Annotated in this window: 19 protein-coding genes; 3 read left to right on the forward strand and 16 right to left on the reverse strand. The window is 69.6% G+C overall.

Translation table 11 applies throughout. From position 1 onward, the window contains the following. Nucleotides 1-20 precede the first annotated feature (20 nt). Nucleotides 21-1,970, forward strand: coding sequence for a 2-oxoacid:acceptor oxidoreductase subunit alpha (locus tag AAG827_RS01540; protein ID WP_341924007.1), 1,950 nt, complete (start codon nucleotides 21-23; stop codon nucleotides 1,968-1,970). Between the two features lie 29 nt (nucleotides 1,971-1,999). Beyond that, entirely contained in the window at nucleotides 2,000-3,070 is a 1,071-nt protein-coding gene (locus tag AAG827_RS01545) for a 2-oxoacid:ferredoxin oxidoreductase subunit beta (protein ID WP_309650172.1), read from the forward strand. A gap of 117 nt (nucleotides 3,071-3,187) precedes the next feature. Here AAG827_RS01545 and AAG827_RS01550 read toward each other — a convergent pair whose 3' ends face one another. Next, nucleotides 3,188-3,574, reverse strand: a complete 387-nt coding sequence (locus tag AAG827_RS01550) for a hypothetical protein (RefSeq protein ID WP_341924010.1) — start codon at nucleotides 3,572-3,574, stop codon at nucleotides 3,188-3,190. Between the two features lie 64 nt (nucleotides 3,575-3,638). After that, nucleotides 3,639-4,025 carry a hypothetical protein gene (locus tag AAG827_RS01555; RefSeq protein ID WP_341924011.1) on the reverse strand — a complete coding sequence of 129 codons (387 nt, stop codon included), beginning with the start codon at nucleotides 4,023-4,025 and terminating at the stop codon, nucleotides 3,639-3,641. Nucleotides 4,026-4,048: 23 nt separating this feature from the next. Here AAG827_RS01555 and rarD point away from each other — a divergent pair, with 23 nt between their 5' ends. Then, the gene (rarD, locus tag AAG827_RS01560) at nucleotides 4,049-4,960 is read left to right on the forward strand and encodes an EamA family transporter RarD (protein ID WP_341924012.1); all 912 of its coding nucleotides are present in this window, start codon (nucleotides 4,049-4,051) and stop codon (nucleotides 4,958-4,960) included. 6 nt (nucleotides 4,961-4,966) lie between these two features. Here rarD and AAG827_RS01565 read toward each other — a convergent pair whose 3' ends face one another. The 14 genes from AAG827_RS01565 to AAG827_RS01630 are packed head-to-tail and all read right to left on the reverse strand — an operon-like array spanning nucleotide 4,967 to nucleotide 21,156. Then, complete coding sequence (locus AAG827_RS01565) at nucleotides 4,967-5,971, reverse strand: polyprenyl synthetase family protein (protein ID WP_341924041.1); 1,005 nt, start codon at nucleotides 5,969-5,971, stop codon at nucleotides 4,967-4,969. Between the two features lie 5 nt (nucleotides 5,972-5,976). Next, a complete protein-coding gene (gene nuoN, locus AAG827_RS01570; protein ID WP_341924013.1) occupies nucleotides 5,977-7,566 on the reverse strand; it encodes an NADH-quinone oxidoreductase subunit NuoN in 1,590 nt (529 codons plus the stop codon). Then, entirely contained in the window at nucleotides 7,566-9,104 is a 1,539-nt protein-coding gene (locus AAG827_RS01575) for an NADH-quinone oxidoreductase subunit M (protein WP_341924014.1), read from the reverse strand. Before AAG827_RS01575 ends, nuoN begins: the two co-directional genes overlap by 1 nt. After that, nucleotides 9,101-11,032, reverse strand: a complete 1,932-nt coding sequence (gene nuoL, locus AAG827_RS01580; RefSeq protein ID WP_341924015.1) for an NADH-quinone oxidoreductase subunit L — start codon at nucleotides 11,030-11,032, stop codon at nucleotides 9,101-9,103. Before nuoL ends, AAG827_RS01575 begins: the two co-directional genes overlap by 4 nt. A 16-nt stretch (nucleotides 11,033-11,048) precedes the next feature. Then, a complete protein-coding gene (nuoK, locus tag AAG827_RS01585; protein WP_091113380.1) occupies nucleotides 11,049-11,342 on the reverse strand; it encodes an NADH-quinone oxidoreductase subunit NuoK in 294 nt (97 codons plus the stop codon). Next, nucleotides 11,339-12,166, reverse strand: coding sequence for an NADH-quinone oxidoreductase subunit J (locus tag AAG827_RS01590; RefSeq protein ID WP_341924016.1), 828 nt, complete (start codon nucleotides 12,164-12,166; stop codon nucleotides 11,339-11,341). Before AAG827_RS01590 ends, nuoK begins: the two co-directional genes overlap by 4 nt. Beyond that, complete coding sequence (gene nuoI, locus AAG827_RS01595; RefSeq protein WP_341924017.1) at nucleotides 12,163-12,750, reverse strand: NADH-quinone oxidoreductase subunit NuoI; 588 nt, start codon at nucleotides 12,748-12,750, stop codon at nucleotides 12,163-12,165. The genes AAG827_RS01590 and nuoI overlap by 4 nt, the downstream gene beginning before the upstream one ends. Next, nucleotides 12,743-14,092 (reverse strand): NADH-quinone oxidoreductase subunit NuoH, encoded by a 1,350-nt coding sequence (nuoH, locus tag AAG827_RS01600; RefSeq protein ID WP_341924018.1) that lies wholly within the window; start codon nucleotides 14,090-14,092, stop codon nucleotides 12,743-12,745. The genes nuoI and nuoH overlap by 8 nt, the downstream gene beginning before the upstream one ends. Further along, entirely contained in the window at nucleotides 14,089-16,512 is a 2,424-nt protein-coding gene (locus tag AAG827_RS01605; protein WP_341924019.1) for an NADH-quinone oxidoreductase subunit G, read from the reverse strand. Before AAG827_RS01605 ends, nuoH begins: the two co-directional genes overlap by 4 nt. Beyond that, nucleotides 16,509-17,819, reverse strand: coding sequence for an NADH-quinone oxidoreductase subunit NuoF (nuoF, locus tag AAG827_RS01610; protein WP_341924020.1), 1,311 nt, complete (start codon nucleotides 17,817-17,819; stop codon nucleotides 16,509-16,511). The genes AAG827_RS01605 and nuoF overlap by 4 nt, the downstream gene beginning before the upstream one ends. Continuing rightward, complete coding sequence (gene nuoE / locus AAG827_RS01615) at nucleotides 17,812-18,558, reverse strand: NADH-quinone oxidoreductase subunit NuoE (RefSeq protein WP_341924021.1); 747 nt, start codon at nucleotides 18,556-18,558, stop codon at nucleotides 17,812-17,814. The genes nuoF and nuoE overlap by 8 nt, the downstream gene beginning before the upstream one ends. Next, nucleotides 18,555-19,889 carry an NADH-quinone oxidoreductase subunit D gene (locus AAG827_RS01620; RefSeq protein ID WP_341924022.1) on the reverse strand — a complete coding sequence of 445 codons (1,335 nt, stop codon included), beginning with the start codon at nucleotides 19,887-19,889 and terminating at the stop codon, nucleotides 18,555-18,557. The genes nuoE and AAG827_RS01620 overlap by 4 nt, the downstream gene beginning before the upstream one ends. Then, nucleotides 19,889-20,605: an NADH-quinone oxidoreductase subunit C gene (locus tag AAG827_RS01625; protein ID WP_341924023.1), complete on the reverse strand. Its 717-nt coding sequence runs from the start codon at nucleotides 20,603-20,605 to the stop codon at nucleotides 19,889-19,891. Before AAG827_RS01625 ends, AAG827_RS01620 begins: the two co-directional genes overlap by 1 nt. Next, nucleotides 20,602-21,156 carry an NADH-quinone oxidoreductase subunit B family protein gene (locus tag AAG827_RS01630; RefSeq protein WP_309647172.1) on the reverse strand — a complete coding sequence of 185 codons (555 nt, stop codon included), beginning with the start codon at nucleotides 21,154-21,156 and terminating at the stop codon, nucleotides 20,602-20,604. The genes AAG827_RS01625 and AAG827_RS01630 overlap by 4 nt, the downstream gene beginning before the upstream one ends.

Genomic DNA, 21,156 nt, shown 5'->3' on the forward strand with positions numbered 1-21,156 from the left:
GACGACGAAGGCGGGCGAGGGTGTCCAAGCAGGTCAAGCAGCTCGATCGGGTGATCATCCGGTTCGCGGGCGACTCCGGTGACGGGATGCAGCTCACGGGTGACCGGTTCACCCAGGAGTCAGCGGTGTTCGGCAACGACCTGGTGACGCTGCCCAACTTCCCCGCCGAGATCCGCGCCCCTCAGGGCACCCTGCCGGGTGTCTCGTCGTTCCAGGTGCACTTCGCCGACCACGACATCCTCACCGCGGGCGACGCCCCCGACGTGCTGGTCGCGATGAACCCCGCCGCACTCAAGGCCAACCTGGGCGACCTGCCCAAGGGCGCGCAGATCATCGTGGACACCCACGACTTCACCGCCCGCAACCTCACCAAGGCCGGCTACGACGCCAACCCGCTCGACTTCCTCGGTGACGCCAACGACTCCCTCGGCGAGTTCTCCGTGTTCCCCCTCGACCTGACCGGGATGACGGTCGAGGCCGTCAAGGAGTTCGGCCTGTCCCGCAAGGACGCCGCCCGGGCCAAGAACATGTTCGCCCTCGGGCTGCTGTCGTGGATGTACGGCCGCCCCACCGAGTCCACCACCGCGTTCCTGTCCAAGCGGTTCGCCAAGGTCCCCGACATCCGCGACGCCAACATCACCGCGTTCAAGTCCGGGTGGAACTTCGGGGAGACCACCGAGACCTTCGTGGTCCAGTACGAGATCAAGCCCGCCCCCATGGCGCCGGGCACCTACCGCAACATCACCGGCAACCTCGCCCTGTCCTACGGTCTCGTCGCCGCCGGTGTGCAGTCCGGGCTCCCGCTGTTCCTCGGGTCCTACCCGATCACCCCGGCCTCCGACATCCTCCACGAGCTGAGCAAGCACAAGTCCTTCGGCGTCACGACCTTCCAGGCCGAGGACGAGATCTCCGGGATCGGCTCCGCGATCGGCGCCTCCTTCGCCGGCCAGCTCGGCATCACCACCACCTCGGGTCCCGGGATCGCGCTCAAGGGCGAGTTCATCGGCCTGGCCGTGATGACCGAGCTCCCGCTGCTGGTCATCAACGTCCAGCGCGGTGGCCCCTCGACAGGCTTGCCGACCAAGACCGAGCAGTCCGACCTCCTCCAGGCGATGTACGGCCGCAACGGCGAGGCCCCGGTCCCGATCGTCGCCCCGCAGTCGCCCGGTGACTGCTTCGACGCCGCCGTCGAGGCCGCCCGCATCGCCATCACCTACCGCACCCCGGTGATGCTGCTCTCCGACGGCTACCTCGCCAACGGCTCCGAGCCCTGGCGGATCCCCGACGTCGACGAGCTGCCCGTCATCGACCCCGCCTTCGCGACTGCGCGCAACAAGACGGTCACCAAGAAGGGCAAGGACGGCGCCGAGGACACCTCGACCGAGGAGTTCTGGCCCTACCTGCGCGACGAGGAGACCCTCGCGCGTCCCTGGGCCATCCCCGGCACCCCCGGCTTGGAGCACCGCATCGGCGGGCTCGAGAAGGGCGACGGTCACGGCAACATCTCCTACGACCCCGCCAACCACGACCTCATGGTCCGCACCCGCCAGGCCAAGATCGACCGCATCGCCGACTCCCTGCCCCCGCTCGAGGTCGACGACCCCAGTGGTGAGGCCAAGGTCCTCGTCATCGGCTGGGGCTCGACCTACGGCCCCATCGGCGCCGGCTGCCGCCGCGTCCGCAAGGCCGGCTACCACGTCGCCCAGGTCCACCTGCGCCACCTCAACCCCTTCCCGAAGGACCTCGGCGAGATCCTCAAGCGCTACGACAAGGTCCTCGTCCCCGAGATGAACCTCGGCCAGCTGTCCCTGCTGCTGCGCGGCAAGTACCTCGTCGACGCCGTCGGCTACAACATGGTCCGAGGACTGCCCCTCAAGGCCGCCGACCTCGCCGACGCCATCGGCGCCCTGGTCGCCGACGCCGAAGGCATCACCGTCGACCTGACCCCCATCGCCGAGGAGGCGAAGTGAGCACGACCGAGAAGCTCCCGTTCCCCGGGCTGCGCTCCGGCGTCGACCTGGTCCCCACCAACGACCAGCCCCAGACCGGCAAGGAGTACACCTCCGACCAGGAGGTCCGCTGGTGCCCCGGTTGCGGCGACTACGCCGTGCTCAAGGCCGTCCAGGGCTTCCTGCCCCAGCTCGGCCTGCGCCGCGAGAACATCGTCTTCGTCTCCGGCATCGGCTGCTCCTCGCGTTTCCCCTACTACCTCGACACCTACGGCATGCACTCCATCCACGGGCGTGCACCCTCGATCGCGACCGGCATCGCAACCGCCCGCGAGGACCTGTCGGTGTGGGTCGTCACCGGTGACGGCGACGCGCTCTCCATCGGCGGCAACCACCTCATCCACGCCCTGCGCCGCAACGTCAACATGACGATCCTGCTGTTCAACAACCGCATCTACGGCCTCACCAAGGGTCAGTACTCCCCCACCTCCGAAGCCGGCAAGATCACCAAGTCGACCCCCATGGGCTCCGTCGACCACCCGTTCAACCCGGTCTCGCTGGCGCTGGGCGCCGAAGGGTCCTTCGTGGCCCGCACCATCGACTCCGACCGCAAGCACCTCACCGCCGTGCTCTCCGCGGCCGCCGCCCACCGCGGCACCTCGTTCGTCGAGATCTACCAGAACTGCCCGATCTTCAACGACGGCGCGTTCGACGCGATCAAGGACAACGACACCAAGGCCGACGCGATCATCCCCCTCGAGCACGGTGTGCCGATCACCTTCGGCACCCGCGACGAAGCGGGTCTGGGCGCCAAGGGCCTGATCCGCGACAGCGAGACCGGCGGCGTCAAGGTCGTCATGACCGCCGACGTCTCCCCCGACGCGCTCCTCGTCCACGACGCCCACAACCCCGACCCGTCGACGGCGTTCGCGATCAGCCGCCTCACCGACTCCGGCTACCTCAACCAGTCGCCCATCGGGATCTTCCGCCAGGTCGAGCGCCCGACCTACGACGACCAGACCCGCGCCCAGATCACCTCCGCCAAGGACGCCACCCCCGGCGAGGTCACCGACCGCCTCACCGCCCTCGTCAACGGCGGCGACACCTGGACCATCGTCTGACCGGACGCACCACCCCGACGAAATGACTCGAGGGCCCTGCCGGAAACGGCAGGGCCCTCGTGCTGTGTCAGGAGGCGGTCGGCTCACGGGCAGCGGGTGCTGACCGCCACGACACGATCAGGCAGCGATGATGCAGCCGACGGGGCGGTAGGCAGGCTTGTACTGCGAGGTGCCCGGGACCAGCACGCGGTAGCAGGTGCCACGCGGGCCGTCGAAGTTGAAGAGGAACTTGCCCGTGGCCGTGGTCTTCTTCTGCGACACGGGCTTGTAGGTGCACTTGTCGCACTTCTTCTTCTGCAGCTTCACGAACTTGTTCTTGTAGGTCGTGACCTGACCCTTGGCGAAGAACTTGCCGGTGTTGCCGTACTCGCCGGCCTTGAGGCCGATGATCTTGTGGGCCTGGCGCTTGGCCTCGACGTCGGCGGACGCGCTGCCACCGAACGACAACGCGACGAGCGCGAAGATGGCGAGGAACGAAGCGATGAGGCGGGCTGATGACCGCATGGGGATCTCCTTGTGATGGGGAACGACGTCCACTACCTATCCCCCACGACACCCCGCTAAACCGCTAGGGACGACATGTCTCGCGCGCACACGCCAGCCACACCCGCCCCTCGGTCCTCTCGTGCGTCGCCGTCGCAGCGACGTAGCCGCGGTAGCGCCAGGTGGGCTTCGGTGTCCCGGGGAAGTCGATGCGGATGCGGAAGCGTCCCTCGGTGTCGGTGCGCACCACCTCGTAGGGCTTCCAGGCGCACGTCGCGCAGAGACGCCGCTGGTAGCGGACCTGGCGCTCCGACGCATCGGGGGTCACCCGACCGACCAGGTAGTTGCTGCCGTCGACCTGCCGGGCCTGCTCGGTGAAGGTCTGCTGCTGCGCTGCAGCGCTGGGGCCCACGAGGCCGACCGTGAGGAGCACCGTCAGCCCGAGCGCCGTCGCCACCTGCTGAGTCGCCATGGACCGCAGCCTATGCTCGCCGGGTGCCGGAGTCGCAGAAGGGATTGCTGCTCGGCGCCTCCGCCTACCTGATGTGGGGGCTCTTCCCTCTCTACTGGCCGCTCCTGGAGCCTGCGGGTGCCCTCGAGATCCTTGCCCACCGCATCCTCTGGTCGTCGGTCACCATGGGTCTGCTGGTGCTCCTGCTGCGACGTACGACGCAGCTCCGGGCCTTCCTGCGCAGCCCACGCCTGCTCGCGCTGCTGGCCCTGTCGGCGGTGACGGTGACGTCCAACTGGGCGCTCTACATCTGGGGCGTCAACAACGGCCGGGTCGTCGAGACCTCGCTGGGCTACTTCATCAACCCCCTGGTCACGGTCCTCATGGGCGTCGTCCTGCTCGGCGAGCGGCTGCGCCGCGCGCAGTGGGCGGCGATGGGCGTCGGGCTGCTCGCCGTGGTGGTGCTGACCCTCGACTACGGCCGGCTGCCCTGGCTGGCCCTGGCACTCGCCTTCTCCTTCGGCACCTACGGCCTCGCCAAGAAGAAGGCCGATGTCGGAGCCGTCGAGGGGCTCGCGTTCGAGACCATGCTGATCGCGCCGCTCGCTCTTGCGTACGTCGGCTGGCTGGTCGCCACGGGCGCCTCCACCTTCGGCGCGGAGGGAGCCGGGCACGCGGTCCTCCTGGTCACGACCGGCCTCGTGACGGCGGTGCCGCTCATCTGCTTCGGCGCGGCGGCCACGCGGATCCCGATGGTGACGATCGGGCTGCTGCAGTACCTCGCGCCGGTGCTGCAGTTCGGCTTCGGGGTCTTCTACTTCGGCGAGGACATGCCGGCGGGCCGCTGGGTGGGCTTCGCGCTCGTGTGGGTGGCGCTGACGATCTTCACGTGGGAGGCCCTGCGGCACCGCCGCCGCCAGCTGGCGCTCAGCGTGGCCGGCGCGACCGCGGGCTGATCGTCCTCAGGCCGAGCGCACGGCCACGATGTCGGCGAAGGCCTCGAGCGCGCTGCGGACCGAGCCCTCGGGCAGGACCGCCAGGTGGCTCTTGGCCTCCTGTGCCTGGGCCACCACGTAGGCGCGGGCCTCCTCCATCGCGGGGTGCTTGCGCAGGAGGTCCAGCGCCTCGGCGTGGAGGGCGTCGTCGGTGAGGTCGGCGTCCAGCAGCTCGATCAGTCGGGCATCGGCCGGGTCGGTCGAGGCGCGGGCCATCAGGCTGGGCAGGGTGGGCACGCCTTCCCGCAGGTCCGTGCCCGGGGTCTTGCCGGACTCGTCGGACTCGGAGGCGACGTCGAGGATGTCGTCGGAGAGCTGGAAGGCCGACCCGACGATCTCGCCGTAGGCGGTCAACGCGTCCTCGACCTCGCGACTGGCACCGCCGAAGCGGGCGCCGTAGCGAGCCGAGGTGGCGATCAGGGAGCCGGTCTTGCCGGCCACGACGTCGAGGTAGTGCTGGAGCGGGTCGTCGCCCGGCCCCGGAGGCACCGTCTCGAGGATCTGTCCCTCGACCAGACGCGTGAAGGTCTCGGCCTGGATGCGGACCGCGTCGGCCCCGAGGCGCGCGGTCAGCTCGGAGGACTTGGCGAACAGGAAGTCCCCGGTCAGGATCGCCACGAGGTTGTCGAAGCGGGAGTTGGCCGAGTCGGCACCGCGGCGCAGGTCGGCCTCGTCCATGACGTCGTCGTGGTAGAGCGAGCCGACGTGGGTGATCTCCACGACGCAGGCCGCCGTGACGACCTCGTCGCTGTCGGGGTGCCGGCCCGCCTCCGCGGCGAGCAGCACCAGGAGCGGCCGGAACCGCTTGCCCCCGGCGGAGAGCAGGTGACGCGCTGCTTCGGTGACGTAGGGCGCGCGGCTCTGGGCGTGCTCGAAGAGCGCTCCCTCGACGACGGCCATGCGCTCACGCAGCCGGGCCGCCAGCCCCTCGTCGGTGACGGGCAGCGCCAGCTCTGCGGGACTGGGCGGGATCGAGCTCACCTGATGAATTGTCCTGCATGGGTCACGAGGTCGAGCACCGGGCCAGGCAGGACGCCGAGGAGGACGGTCGCAAGCACGCACACGCCCACCGTGACCGAGGTCAGCAGTGAGGGCGTCGTCACCGACGCAACCTCACCCTCCGGCTCGGAGAAGAACATCAGGCGGATGTGGCGGATGTAGAAGTAGACCGCGATGATGCTCGACGCGATGGCGACCAGCACGACCGGCCAGGCGCCGGCTGACATCGCCACGGTGAACACCGCCCACTTGCCCACGAAGCCGGCGGTCAGCGGGATGCCGGCCATCGAGAGCAGGAAGAAGGCGAAGGCTGCGGCGACCAGCGGCGAGCGACGGCCCAGGCCGGCCCAGCGCGGGAACGCCGTGGACTCGCCGCCGGAGTCTCGCACCATCGTGACGATGGCGAAGGCGCCGACGCTCGCGAACCCGTAGGTCGTGAGGTAGAACAGCACGGCCTCGAGCGAGGTCACCTGGCCGATCGCGAGGTCGCTGGTCGCCTGGAGGCCGAGGACACCCGTGAGCAGGAAGCCGGTGTGCGCCACCGACGAGTAGGCCAGCATCCGCTTGACGTCGGTCTGGACGACCGCGAGCACCACGCCGATCAGCATGGTCAGGATCGCGACGACCCACAGCATCGGCTGCCACGACCAGCGGTCGGACCCGAAGGCGACGTAGAAGAGACGCAGCAGGGCGCCGAACGCAGCGACCTTGGTGGCGGCCGACATCCAGGCGGTGACGGCGGTGGGTGCGCCCTGGTAGACGTCAGGCATCCACGACTGGAACGGCGCTGCACCGACCTTGAAGAGCAGGCCGACGGCCAGCATCCCCATGCCGATGAGCAGCAGCGCCTCGTTGTCGGCGTCGTTGCGGACCGCCTCGTTGATCGCGGCGAACTGCATGGAACCGGCGAAGCCGTAGACCAGGGCGACGCCGTAGAGGAAGAAGCCGGACGAGAAGGCGCCGAGCAGGAAGTACTTCAGCGCCGCCTCCTGGCTCAGCAGGCGACGCCGACGCGCCAGGCCGCAGAGCAGGTAGAGCGGGAGCGAGAGCACCTCGAGCGCGACGAACATCGTCAGCAGGTCGTTGGAGGCGGGGAACAGCATCATGCCGCCCACCGCGAACATCATCAGGGGATAGACCTCGGTGTGGTCCAGGCCCTGGGTGGAGGCCTGACGCTCCGCCTCGGTGCCGGGCAGCGCGGCCGCCTGACCGGCAAAGGCCGAGACCCCGCCCTCGAGCCGGCGCTCGGCGAAGAGCGCGACACCGGCGATCGAGAAGACCAGGACCAGGCCCCAGAGGTAGACGGTCGGGCCGTCGATGACCAGGGTGCCCTCGACGCCGAGGAGTCCGCGCGCGGCTCCGTCGCCGAGGGAGGTGAGGCCGGTGCCGACCAGGACGGTGCCGACGAGGGCGGCCACGAGACCAGCCAGGGCCAGGACGACCTGGACGATGCGGCGACGCTCGCGGGGCAGGAACGCCTCGACGAGGACACCGGCCGCCGCGACGCCGAAGACGAGGAGCAGCGGCCAGAGCTCGGCGTACTCGATGGTGGGCTTGACGAAGTCCATCAGCCCTCGCCTCCTTCCGTGGCAGCGTGGTCAGGGACGGAGCCGGCCGGCACGTCGGGTGGTGCGTCGCTGACGCCGACATAGGCCATCAGCGAGTCGATCGTCGGGTTGGCGACGTCGAGCAGCGGCATCGGGTAGAAGCCGAAGAGCACCAGCGCCAGCATCAGCGGGGCGATCGCGCCCAGCTCGCGCTTGTCGATGTCGGGGGTGCCCTCGACGTCGGCGGGGGTCGCGCCGGTCATGACCCGCTGGTACATCCAGAGGACGTAGATGGCGGCCAACACGATGCCGGTGACGGCGATCGCGCCGACGTACCACTGGTAGTCGAAGGCCGACATGAGCACGAGGAACTCGGAGACGAACGGGCTCAGGCCCGGCAGGCCGAGCGTCGCGAGACCGGCGACCAGGAAGAGACCGGCGAGGATCGGCGTGGCCTTCTCGATGCCGGCCATCTCGCTGATCAGGGTCGTGCCACGGCGGCGGATCAGGTAGCCCGCGAGCAGGAAGAGCGCGGCGGTGCCCAGGCCGTGGTTGACCATGTAGAGGATCGAGCCGGTGCCGCCCTGGCTGCTCAGCGCGAAGATGCCGAGGGTGATGAAGCCGAAGTGGCTCAGCGACGTGAGGCCGATCAGGCGCAGGACGTCGTCCTGGCCGATCGCGATGAGGGCGCCGTAGACGATCGAGATGAGCGCCAGGACCATGACCAGCGGCGTGGCCCACTGCGAGGCCTCGGGGAAGATGCCGAGGCAGAAGCGCAGCATCCCGAAGGTGCCGATCTTGTCGAGGATGCAGACCAGCAGCACGCTCGTGCCCGGGGTGGCCTTCTCGGCGGTGTCGGCGAGCCAGGTGTGCACCGGGAACAGCGGGGCCTTGATCGCGAACGCGATGAAGAACCCGGCGAAGAGCCAGCGCTCGGCGTTCTGCGACATGTCGAGCTGCGAGAGGTCGGAGAGCAGGTAGGACGGCTCGCCCTGCTGGGCGGAGACGACGTAGAGGCCGATGACCGAGGCCAGCAGGATCAACCCGCCCGCCAGCTGGAACATCAGGAACTTCACCGCGGCCCCGGCACGGCCCTCGCGACCGAAGCCGCCGATGAGGAAGTAGGCCGGGATGAGGGTGGCCTCGAAGACGACGTAGAAGAGGAAGACGTCCGTGGCGCAGAAGACCGCGAGCGACATGGCCTCGAGCGCGAGTGCCCAGGCGAAGAACGCCTTGGTGTCGCCCTCGTCGCCGTCGAACCAGCCGGCGACCATGACGACCGGGACGATCAGCACGGTCAGCAGGATCATCAGCAGACCGAGGCCGTCGACGCCCAGGGCGTAGTTGACGCCGAACGCGTCGATCCAGGTGTGCTGCTCCTGGAGCTGCATGCCGCCGTCCACGTCGTACTGGACGGCGATGGCGACGCCGAGGGCGAGCGTGAGGAGGCCGAAGCCGATCGAGAGCTGCTTGGTCAGTGCCGACGGTGCGAAGGCGACGACCAGCGCGCCGACGAGCGGGGCGAGGACCAGCAGGGTGAGCCAGGGGAACTCGTTCACGACAGGTTCACCGCCAGCAGCGCGAGGACGACCAGCAGGACGCCGGCGAGGACAGAGAGGGCATAGGAGCGCACGAAACCGTTCTGGATCTTCCGGAGCTGGCCACCGATCCCCGACACCGCCGAGGCGCCGCCGGTGAAGACGCCGTCGGCGCCGGATCGGTCGAAGGTGAGCAGGCCGCGCACGAGACGTCGGCCGGGATTGACGACGACAGCCTCGTTGATCGTGTCGCCGTAGAGGTCGGCACGCGCAGCGCGGGTCGCGAAGGAGACGTCCTGGGGCGGCGTCAGCGCGATCTCGCGCTTGCCGACCAGGAACCAGGCAGTGGCGACACCGGCGGCCGCGGTCAGGGTCGCGAGGACGGTGACGGCCAGGACCGGGATCGGGGGCTCGTGGTGCTCACCCTCGCCGACCACCGGGACCAGCCAGTCGACGATCCAGTCGCCGAGCAGCAGGACACCGCCCAGGACCGACAGGGCGGCGAGGACCACCAACGGGATCGTCATGGTGGCCGGCGACTCGTGCGGGTGCACGTCGGCCTTCCAACGCTTCTCGGTGAAGAAGGTCATCAGCATCAGCCGGGTCATGTAGAAGCCCGTGACACCGGCACCCACCAGGGCGGCGATCCCGACGAAGACGTTCTCGGCGAGCGCGGTCTCGATGAGCTTGTCCTTGGACCAGAAGCCGGAGAAGCCCGGGAAGCCGATGATCGCGAGGTAGCCCATGGCGAACGTCAGGAACGTCACCGGCATCGCGTGGCGCACGGCGCCGTAGCGGCGCATGTCGACGTCGTCGTTCATGCCGTGCATGACCGATCCGGCGCCGAGGAACATGTTGGCCTTGAAGAAGCCGTGCGTGAGCAGGTGGAAGATCGCGAAGGCGTAGCCGACACCGCCCAGTCCGGCGCCCAGCATCATGTAGCCGATCTGGCTCATGGTGGACCCGGCGAGCGCCTTCTTGATGTCGTCCTTGGCGCACCCGAGCACCGCACCCCACAGGAGCGTCACGACCGCGACGACCACGACGGTGGTCTGCGCGACAGGGGCGAGCTCGAAGATGAAGTTGGAGCGCACCACGAGGTAGACGCCGGCCGTCACCATGGTGGCCGCGTGGATCAGCGCCGACACCGGGGTCGGGCCCTCCATGGCGTCGAGCAGCCATGCCTGCAGCGGGACCTGGGCGGACTTGCCGCAGGCACCGAGCAGGAGCAGCAGCCCCACGGCGTTGAGGGTGCTCTCGGTGGCGCCGGAGGAGGCGGCGCTGATGCCGGAGAAGCTCGTCGTGCCGAAGGTGACGAACATCAGGAAGATCGCCAGCGACAGCCCCATGTCACCGACCCGGTTCATCACGAAGGCCTTCTTGGCGGCAGCGGCGGCGCTGGGCTTGTGCTGCCAGAAGCCGATCAGCAGGTAGGACGCCAGACCGACGCCCTCCCAGCCGAGGAAGAGGCCGACGTAGTTCTCCGAGAGGATCAGCATCAGCATCGCTGCCACGAAGAGGTTGAGGTAGGCGAAGAACCGGCGGCGGCGGGGGTCGTGCTCCATGTAGCCGATGGAGTAGACGTGGATGAGCGTGCCGACCCCGGTGATCAGCAGCAGGAACAGCGCCGACAGCGGGTCGTAGAGCAGGTCCATGCCGACGTCGAGGCCGCCGACCTGGATCCAGTCGTAGAGGTGCTGGCCGATCTGGCGCTCCTCCTCCCCGCGCCCGAGCAGCGTGAGGAACATCAGGAGGCTCAGGACGAAGGAGCCGAGGGCCGTGGCGGTGCCGAGCAGGTGGCCCCAGCGGTCGGTGCGACGACCGCCGAGCAGGAGGATCACGGCGCCGAGGAGCGGCAGCCCGATGACCAGCCACATCAGGGAGAAGACCCCGTCGGCCTGCGAGGGGTCGACCACCGGGATGTGGACGGACTCTGTCAATGCGTACATCTGGGTGTCGGGCCTCTCAGAGCTTCAGCAGGCTGGCGTCATCGACCGAGGCCGACCGGCGGGTCCGGAAGATGGACATGATGATCGCGAGCCCGACCACGACCTCGGCAGCGGCGACCACCATGACGAAGAAGGCAGCGATCTGCCCGTCGAGGTTGCCGTGCTGCTTGGCGAAGGTGACGAGCGCCAGGTTGGAGGCGTTGAGCATCAGCTCGACGCACATGAAGACCACGATGGCGTTGCGTCGTGTCAGGACCCCGACGCAGCCGATGGTGAACAGGATCGCCGAGAGGACGATGTACTCATTCATGAGCGGCCTCCGTCGGGCTGGTCTCCGGCGCGGTCGTCGGCCTGGTCGTCGCGCTCGGCGGCGGGGGGTCCGGTCTCTCCGGCCAGCGAGCGCTGGACGCCCTCGATGTCGGTGGCGAGCGCCGGGGCGGACCGCACGGTGCCGCGGGCGGCGAGCACGCGCGAGATCGAGGCCTCGGAGGCGGTGCCGTCGGGGAGCAGCGCAGGGGTGTCGACCGCGTTGTGGCGGGCGAACACGCCGGGGGCGGGCAGCGGCCCGAGGTGCAGGCCCTTGTCGGCGTAGTCACGCACGCGCTGGGCGGCCGTCTCGGCCTGGCCCGCCTTGGGCGTGAGCCGCTCACGGTGGGCGAGCACCATCGCCCCCACAGCGGCCGTGATCAGCAGCGCGCTCGTGGTCTCGAAGGCGAAGACGTAGCGGGAGAAGAGGATGTTGGCGAGGGCCTGGATGTTGCCCTCGCCGTTGGCCTCGTCGAGGCCGACGGCCGTGCCGAGCGTGATCTGGCCCAGGCCGATGACCAGCACCAGACCGAGCAGCAGGCCGCCGACGGCGGCCATGACGCGCTGACCACGGATGGTCTCGACGACCGAGTCGGAGGCGTCGACACCGACCAGCATCAGCACGAAGAGGAAGAGCATCAAGATGGCGCCGGTGTAGACGATGATCTGCACCGCGAAGAGGAACGGCGCCTCGAGCACGGCGTAGAGGATGGCGAGGCTGATCATCACGACCGCCAGGAGCAGGGCGGCGTGCACCGCCTTGCGCACGAAGAGGATGCCGAGGGCGGCGAGGACCATCACGGGGGCCAGCACCCAGAACGCGATCACGGCGCGACCTCCTCGCCGGACGGCGTGGCGACACCCGCGCCGGGGGCGGGGGCGGCGAACTCGCCGCGGTAGTAGGTCTCTGCGTCGTCGCCGAGGAGCATCGCGTGCGGCGGCTGCTCCATGCCCGGCAGCAGCGGGGCGAGCAGGTCGCTCTTCTCGTAGATCAGGTCGGCCCGGTTGGTGTCGGCCAGCTCGTACTCGTTGGTCATCGTCAGGGCGCGCGTGGGGCACGCCTCGATGCACAGTCCGCAGAGGATGCAGCGCAGGTAGTTGATCTGGTAGACGCGGCCGTAGCGCTCGCCGGGGCTGAAGCGCTCACCGTCGGGGGCGTCGGAGTTGGCATCGCCCTCGACGTAGATCGCGTCAGCCGGGCAGGCCCACGCGCAGAGCTCGCAGCCGATGCACTTCTCCAGCCCGTCGGGCCAGCGGTTGAGCTGGTGACGGCCGTGGAAGCGAGGTGCGGTCGGGAGCTTCTCGAAGGGGTACTGCTCCGTGACGACCTTCTTGAACATGGTGCGGAAGGTGACCCCGAAACCCGCGATGGGGTCCCAGAACTGCTCCTTCATGCCTTTGGACTCAGCCATCAGCGTGTGCCTCCTTGCCCGCGCCGGCTCCGGCGGGGCTCGAGATCGGGGTGTCGAAGGTGAGGGGGGCGGCCGCGCCGCGCACGGGACCGCCGGACGGCATGGTCGGCACCGGGAAGCCTCCAGGTGTCGACGCAGGCTGCGTGTAGGGCGTGGTGTCGTCGTCCTCGTCGGCCGCTCCGAAGAGGAAGAGCAGCAGGAAGCCGGCCGCGAGCACGCCGATGCCGATCAGGAGGTAGCGGCGGTCCACGCCGTCGCCCAGCGACACGACGCGGATGGTCGCCACGGCGACGATCCACACCAGGGCGATCGGGATGAGCCGCTTCCAGCCGAAGGCCATGAACTGGTCGTAGCGCAGCCGCGGCAGCGAGCCGCGCAGCCAGATGAAGCCGAAGATGAAGAAGAGCATCTTGCCGAAGAACCAGATCAGCGGGACGTAGCCCTCGTTGGCGCCGGCCCAGACCCGGTCGATCCAGAAGGGTGCCCGCCAGCCGCCGAGGAACAGCGTCGTCGCGAGCGCGGAGACGGTCGCCATGTTGATGTATTCGGCCAGGAAGAACAGCGCGAACTTGAGCGAGGAGTACTCGGTGTGGAAGCCACCGACGAGCTCACCCTCGGCCTCGGGGAGGTCGAAGGGCGCACGGTTGGTCTCCCCCACCATCGCGATGAGGTAGATGACGAAGGATGGCACCAGGATCAGGCCGAACCAGAGGTCCTTCTGGGCGTCGACGATCGCCGAGGTCGACATCGAGCCGGCGTAGAGGAAGACCGCGACCAGCGCGAGACCCATCGCGACCTCGTAGGAGATCATCTGGGCACTCGAGCGCAGCCCGCCCAGGAGCGAGTAGGTCGAGCCGCTGGACCAGCCGCCGAGGACGATGCCGTAGATGCCGATCGACGCGATCGCCATCACGAACAGCACGGCGACCGGCATGTCGGTCAGCTGCAACGGCGTGGTGCGATCGGAGAACGGCACCCCGACCTCGGGACCGAAGGGGATCACGCTGAACGTCACGAACGCCGGCACGGCCGCCAGGATCGGGGCGAGGAGGAAGACCACCTTGTCGGCGGCCTTGGGGATGATGTCCTCCTTGAGCGCCAGCTTGACGCCGTCGGCCAGCGACTGCAGGAGACCGAAGGGGCCGTGCACGTTGGGACCGATGCGGTGCTGCATGCGGGCGACGACCCGGCGCTCCCACCAGATGTTGAAGAGCGTCAGGAGCACCAGGACCAGGAAGATCAGCACCGTCTTGATGACGATCAGCCACCACGGGTCCTGACCGAAGGCGCTGAGGTCGTCGGCCGCCAGGGGGCTGAGCTGGCTGAGGATGGTGCTGGTCACGGGGTGCCTCCCTTGACGGTGACGCGGGATCCGGGCGAGGCCACGTCGGCCAGGACACCGTTGCCGAACGAGTTGGCCGGGAGCCACACGACCCCGTCGACGAGGTCGTCGGCGACCACGGCCGGCAGCGTCACGGACCCCCGGTCGCCGGTGACGGTGACCGTCGGACCGAGAGCGTCGAAGACCGTCTGCCCGACGCGGGCGACCGTCGGCCGTGCCGTGGCGGCGAGGTGCTTGTCGCCGTCCTGGAGCGAGCCGTTGTCGAGCATCTGCTTCCAGGACGCCAGCGCGAGGCCGGAGCCCAGGTCCGCGGTCGCGGCGACGGTGGGTGCGGCGGCGCGTGGACCGTCCCAGGGGCCGAGGTCGGCCATCTGGGCCCGCGCCTCGGCGACGTTGCGGAAGCCCAGGGGGGCGTCCAGCTCCTCGGCGATCCCCGCGAGGACACGCAGGTCGGGCAGCGCCTTGGGGTTGGTGAACACCGCGTCAAAGGTGCGCGGACGGCCCTCCCACGTGACGAACATGCCGGCCTTGTCGGTGACGGTGGAGACCGGGAAGACGACGTCGGCGACCCGGGTCACCTCGGTCTCGCGCAGCTCCAGGGCGACGACGAAGCCGGCCGCCTCGATCGCGGCCCGGGTTGCAGCCGGGTCTGCGGTGTCGTCGGGGTCGACGCCGCCGATGACCAGGCCGCCGAGCTCGCCGGCGACGAGCGCCGCGACGATGGCGGACGCGTCGCGTCCCTCGCTGTCGGGCAGGGAGTCGACGCCCCACGACGTGGCGACGTCGACGCGTGCGGAGGCGTCGGCGACCGGACGGCCACCGGGCAGCAGGTTGGGCAGGCAGCCGGTCTCGACCCCGCCGCGGTCGCCGGCACGGCGGGGCACCCAGGCCAGCCGGGCGCCCGACTTGCTCGCGAGGGCAGCAGCAGCCGAGAGAGCACCGGGCACGGTCGCGAGGCGCTCACCCACCAGGATCACGCTGGCCGCGTCGAGACCGTGGTCGGCGTGGCCGAGCAGGGAGTCGAGGGCAGCCGGCTCGTCACCGGGGACGGTCGGGATCAGCGTCCCCCCCATCTTGTGCAGGCCACGGGTGCTGAAGGGCGCGATGGCGAGGACCCGGGTGCGACCGGCCTCAGCGGCCTTGCGCAGGCGCAGGAAGATCGCGCCGGCCTCGTCCTCGGGCTCGAGGCCGACCAGCACGACGGTGGGAGCGGTCTCCAGGTCGGCGTAGGTCACTCCGCCGCCCTCGGGCGCCGTGAGCACCACCTGGGAGGCGAGGAACTGCGCCTCCTCCGCGGAGTGGGGGCGCGCCCGGAAGTCGATGTCGTTGGTGCCGAGCGCGACGCGGGCGAACTTGCTGTAGGCGTAGGCGTCCTCGGCGGTGTGCCGTCCACCCATGAGTACGCCGGCGGGGCCGGCCGCGCGCAGCCCGCGGGCCGCGACGGCGAAGGCCTCGGGCCAGGACGCGGGTCGCAGCGACCCGTCCTCGTCACGCACCTGCGGGTAGGTCAGCCGGTCGTCCTGCGTCGCGTAGGTGAACGCGAAGCGGTCCTTGTCGGTGATCCACTCCTCGTTGACCTCGGGGTCGTTGCCCGCGAGACGACGCATGACCTTGCCGCGGCGGTGGTCGACGCGGATGGCCGAGCCGCAGGAGTCGTGCTCCGCGACGGACGGGGTGGAGACCAGGTCGAAGGGGCGCGAGCGGAAGCGGTATTCGGCGGAGGTGAGCGCGCCGACCGGGCAGATTTGGATCGTGTTGCCCGAGAAGTAGCTCTGGAGCGGCTCCTTCTCGTAGATGCCGACCTGCTGGAGGGCTCCGCGCTCAATGAGCGCGATGAAGGGGTCACCGGCGATCTGCTCGGAGAAGCGGGTGCACCGGGCGCACAGGACGCAGCGCTCGCGGTCGAGCAGCACCTGGGCGGAGATGTTGATCGGCTTGGGGTAGGTGCGCTTGATGCCGCCGGCCGCCGAGAACCGGGACTCACCGCGGCCGTTGGACATCGCCTGGTTCTGCAGGGGGCACTCGCCGCCCTTGTCGCAGACGGGGCAGTCGAGCGGGTGGTTGATGAGCAGGAACTCCATGACGCCCTGCTGCGCCTTGTCGGCGACCTCGCTGGTCGCCTGGGTGTTGACGACCATGCCCTCGGCGACGGGCAGCGTGCAGGAGGCCTGCGGCTTGGGGAAGCCACGACCGTTGCCCGCGTCGGGGACGTCGACCAGGCACTGCCGGCAGGCACCGACGGGTGCCAGCAGCGGGTGGTCGCAGAAGCGCGGGATCTGGACGCCGATCTGCTCGGCCGCCCGGATCACCAGGGTGTCCTTCGGGACGCTGACCTGGATGCCGTCGATGGTGACCGAGACGGTCTCGACCTCGACGGTCGCCGGCGTGGTGGCGTTGGCCCGTTCGTTGGTCTGCGTCATGCGGAGGCTCCCTCGGCGGCGAAGAGGGTCGAGGCGGCCGGGTCGAAGGGGCAGCCCCCGTGGGTGAGGTGCGCGAGGTACTCGTCGCGGAAGTACTGGATCGAGCTGGAGATCGGGCTGGTGGCACCGTCACCCAGCGCGCAGAACGAGCGGCCCAGGATGTTGTCGCACTGGTCGAGCAGCAGGTCGAGGTCGCTCTCGCTGCCCTGGCCCTTCTCGAGCGCGGCCAGGGTCTGCACCAGCCACCACGTGCCCTCGCGGCACGGGGTGCACTTGCCGCAGGACTCGTGCTTGTAGAACTCGGTCCAGCGCAGCACCGCGCGCAGGACGCACGTGGTCTCGTCGAAGAGCTGCAGCGCCCGGGTCCCGAGCATCGAGCCGGCCGCGCCGACGCCCTCGAAGTCGAGCGGGACGTCGAGGTGGTCGGCGGTCAGCAGCGGCGTGCTGGACCCGCCCGGGGTCCAGAACTTGAGCTCGTGGCCATCACGCATGCCGCCGGCCAGGTCGATGAGCTGACGCAGGGTGATGCCCAACGGGGCTTCGTACTGACCGGGGCTCTTGACGTGGCCCGAGAGCGAGAAGATGCCGTAGCCCTTGGACTTCTCGGTGCCCATCGAGGCGAACCACTCGGCACCGTGGTCGATGATGCTGGGCACCGACGCGATCGACTCGACGTTGTTGATGACCGTCGGGCTGGCGTAGAGACCGGCGACCGCGGGGAACGGCGGGCGCAGGCGCGGTTGGCCGCGTCGCCCCTCGAGCCCCTCGAGCAGGGCGGTCTCCTCGCCACAGATGTAGGCGCCGGCGCCGGCGTGGACCACGACGTCGAGGTCGTAGCCCGTGCCGTGGATGTCCTTGCCCAGGTGACCCGCGGCGTAGGCCTCGGCCACGGCCGCCTGCACCCGGCGGATGACGTGGAGGACCTCGCCGCGGATGTAGATGAAGGCGGTGTTGGCGCGGATGGCGTAGGAGCTGATGATCACGCCCTCGACGAGGGTGTGGGGCGTCGCCATCATGAGCGGCATGTCCTTGCAGGTGCCCGGCTCGGACTCGTCGGCGTTGACGACGAGGTACTTGGGCTTGGGGTTGTCCTGCGGGATGAAGCTCCACTTCATGCCCGTCGGGAAGCCGGCGCCGCCGCGACCGCGCAGGCCCGAGTCCTTGACGGCGGTGATGACGTCGGCGGGGGCCATGGCGAGCGCCTTCTTGAGCGCGCCGTAGCCGCCCTGGGCCTCGTAGGCCGGGAGGGTCCAGCTGCGCTCGTCGCCCCAGTTGTCGGTGAGGACGGGCGTCAACACATCAGTCATCGGCCTTCTCCTGCTCGGTCTCGGTCTCGGCGCGCGAGGTGTCGGCCTGCTCGGCGGCCTCGACCTTGGTCTGGGCGACGGCGGGGGCGGAGCCCGAGGCGTCGGACGACGGGGCGGTCCAGCCGCGCTGGCGGGCGATCTCGCGACCGACCAGGCTCGCGGGGCCGGCGGAGGGACCCTCGTCGGCGAGGCCGTCGGGGAAGCCGGCGAGCACGCGCTCGGCCTCGCGCCAGGTGCACACCCGCGGGCCGCGCGTGGAGCGGACCTCGGTGCCGGCGCGCAGGTCGTCGACCAGCTGCGTGGCGGACTGGACGGTCATGTTGTCCATGAACTCCCAGTTGACCATCATCACCGGGGCGTAGTCGCAGGCCGCGTTGCACTCGACGTGCTCGAGGGTGATCTTGCCGTCCTCGGTCGTCTCGTCGTTGCCGACGTCGAGGTGCTGCTTGAGCCGGTCGAAGATCAGGTCACCGCCCATGACGGCGCAGAGCGTGTTGGTGCAGACCCCGACGTGGTAGTCGCCGACCGGCTTGCGCTTGTACATCGTGTAGAACGTCGCGACGCCGCTCACCTCGGCGGCGGTGATGTCGAGGATCTCGGCGCACGCCTCGATGCCCTCGGGCGTCACGCGGCCGTCGGCCGCCTGCACGAGGTGGAGCATCGGCAGCAGCCCCGAGCGCTTCTCGGGGTAGCGCGCCGCGATCTCCTGGAGCTCGGCGTAGGTGGTCTCGTCGATCATCGGTCGACGCCTCCCATCACGGGGTCGATGGAGGCGATGGCCACGATGACGTCGGCGATCATGCCGCCTTCGCTCATGACGCTCGTCGCCTGGAGGTTGGTGAAGGACGGGTCGCGGAAGTGCGTGCGGAAGGGGCGCGTGCCACCGTCGGACACCACGTGCGCGCCGAGCTCGCCACGCGGCGACTCGATCGGCACGTAGGCCTGGCCCGGCGGGACCCGGAAGCCCTCGGTGACCAGCTTGAAGTGGTGGATCAGCCCCTCCATGGACTCACCCATGATGTGGCGGATGTGGTCGAGGCTGTTGCCCATGCCGTCGCTGCCGATCGCGAGCTGGCTGGGCCAGGCGATCTTCTTGTCGGCGACCATGACCGGTGCGCCCTCGAGGCCGGCCAGGCGCTCGGCGGCCTGCTCGACGATCTTGAGCGACTCCCACATCTCGGCGAGGCGGATGCGGAAGCGGCCGTAGGCGTCGCACGTGTCCCACGTCTGCACGTCGAAGTCGTAGTCCTCGTAGCCGCAGTAGGGCTCGGTCTTGCGCAGGTCCCAGGGGTAGCCGGTGCTGCGGAGCACGGGGCCGGTGAGCCCGAGGGCCATGACGCCCTCGAGGTCGAGGTGACCGACCCCGTCGAGGCGGGCCTTGAAGATCGGGTTGGCGTTGCAGAGCGCGGCGTACTCCGGCAGGCGCTTCTTCATCAGCGCGACGAACGCGCGGATCTCGTCGAGGGCGCCGGGGGGCAGGTCCTGCGCGACGCCGCCGGGGCGGATGAACGCGTGGTTCATGCGCAGGCCCGTGATCAGCTCGAAGAGGTCGAGCACCAGCTCGCGCTCGCGGAAGCCGATCGTCATGACGGTGAGGGCACCGATCTCCATGCCGCCGGTCGCGATGCAGACCAGGTGGGAGGAGATGCGGTTGAGCTCCATGAGGAGCACCCGCATGACGCTGGCCTTCTCGGGGATGTCGTCCTCGATGTCCAGCAGCCGCTCGACACCCAGGCAGTAGGTCGCCTCGTTGAAGAAGGGGCTGAGGTAGTCCATCCGGGTGACGAACGTGGTGCCCTGCACCCAGGAGCGGTACTCCATGTTCTTCTCGATGCCGGTGTGGAGGTAGCCGATGCCGCAGCGGGCCTCGGTGACCGTCTCGCCCTCGAGCTCGAGGATCAGGCGCAGCACCCCGTGCGTGGACGGGTGCTGGGGCCCCATGTTGACGACGACGCGCTCGTCGGCGTCCTCGGCGAGCCCCTCGACGATGGAGTCCCAGTCCTGGCCGGTGACGGTGAAGACCTTGCCCTCGGTCGTCTCGCTGGTGCCGGCGTACATGTCGTGAGTCATCAGTTGTAGCTCCTGCGCTCATCGGGAGGCGGGATGCTGCCGCCCTTGTACTCCACGGGGATGCCGCCCAAGGGGTAGTCCTTGCGCTGCGGGTGGCCCGGCCAGTCGTCGGGCATGAGGATGCGCGTCAGCGCGGGGTGACCGTCGAAGATGATCCCGAACATGTCGTAGGTCTCGCGCTCGTGCCAGTCGTTGGTCGGGTAGATCGCGACCAGCGACGGGATGTGCGCGTCGGCGTCGGGGACGCTGACCTCGAGCCGGATCCGACGGTTGTGGGTCATCGAGAGCAGGTGGTAGACCGCGTGCATCTCGTTGCCCGCCTCGTCGGGGTAGTGCACCCCGCTGACGCCCGTGCACAGCTCGAAGCGCAGCTGCGGCGCGTCGCGCAGGTGCCGGGCGACCGCGACGAGGTCCTCGCGGCGGACGTGGAAGGTGATCTCCCCGCGGTGGATCACGACGTTGCCGAGGGCGACCGTGCTCTCGAGGGCGTCGGCCACCTTGTCGAACCAACCACCGAAGGGGCGCTGGGCCGGAGCGGGGAAGACGATCGGGGCGACGAGGCCGCCGTAGCCGCTGGTGTCACCGGTGCCCGAGGCGCCGAACATGCCGGTGCGGGCACCGACCGCGGTCACCTCGCCCGTCTGGGCCGGGACGTTCTCCGGGGACTGCTCGACGGCAGGCTGGTCGGGGGCCTTGTCAGGGGTCTTGTCGCTCACCGCAGCTGCCCTCGCATCTCGGAGGTCGGGAGGGCGCGCAGCGCCTCGGACTCGAGGTCCTCGATCTGGGCCAGGCGGTTGGCGCCCAGCTTGGTGGCCTGCACCTGGTCGTGGAGCTTGAGGATCGCGTCGATGAGCATCTCGGGACGCGGCGGGCAGCCCGGGAGGTACATGTCGACGGGGACGACGTGGTCGACGCCCTGGACGATCGCGTAGTTGTTGAACATGCCGCCGCTGCTGGCGCAGACGCCCATGGCCAGGACCCACTTGGGCTCGGCCATCTGGTCGTAGATCTGGCGCAGGACGGGGGCCATCTTGTTGCTGACGCGACCCGCGACGATCATCAGGTCGGCCTGGCGAGGGCTGGCGCGGAAGACCTCCATGCCGAAGCGCGCGAGGTCGTACTTGGGGCCGCCGCTGGTCATCATCTCGATGGCGCAGCAGGCCAGGCCGAAGGTGGCGGGCCAGAACGACGCCTTGCGCATGTAGCCGGCGACGCCCTCGACGGTCGTCAGCAGCACTCCGCTGGGGAGCTTCTCCTCGATACCCAT

Origin of the sequence: Nocardioides psychrotolerans (genome assembly GCF_943371775.1) — a bacterium.
GTDB classification, from domain to species: Bacteria; Actinomycetota; Actinomycetes; order Propionibacteriales; family Nocardioidaceae; genus Nocardioides; species Nocardioides psychrotolerans_A.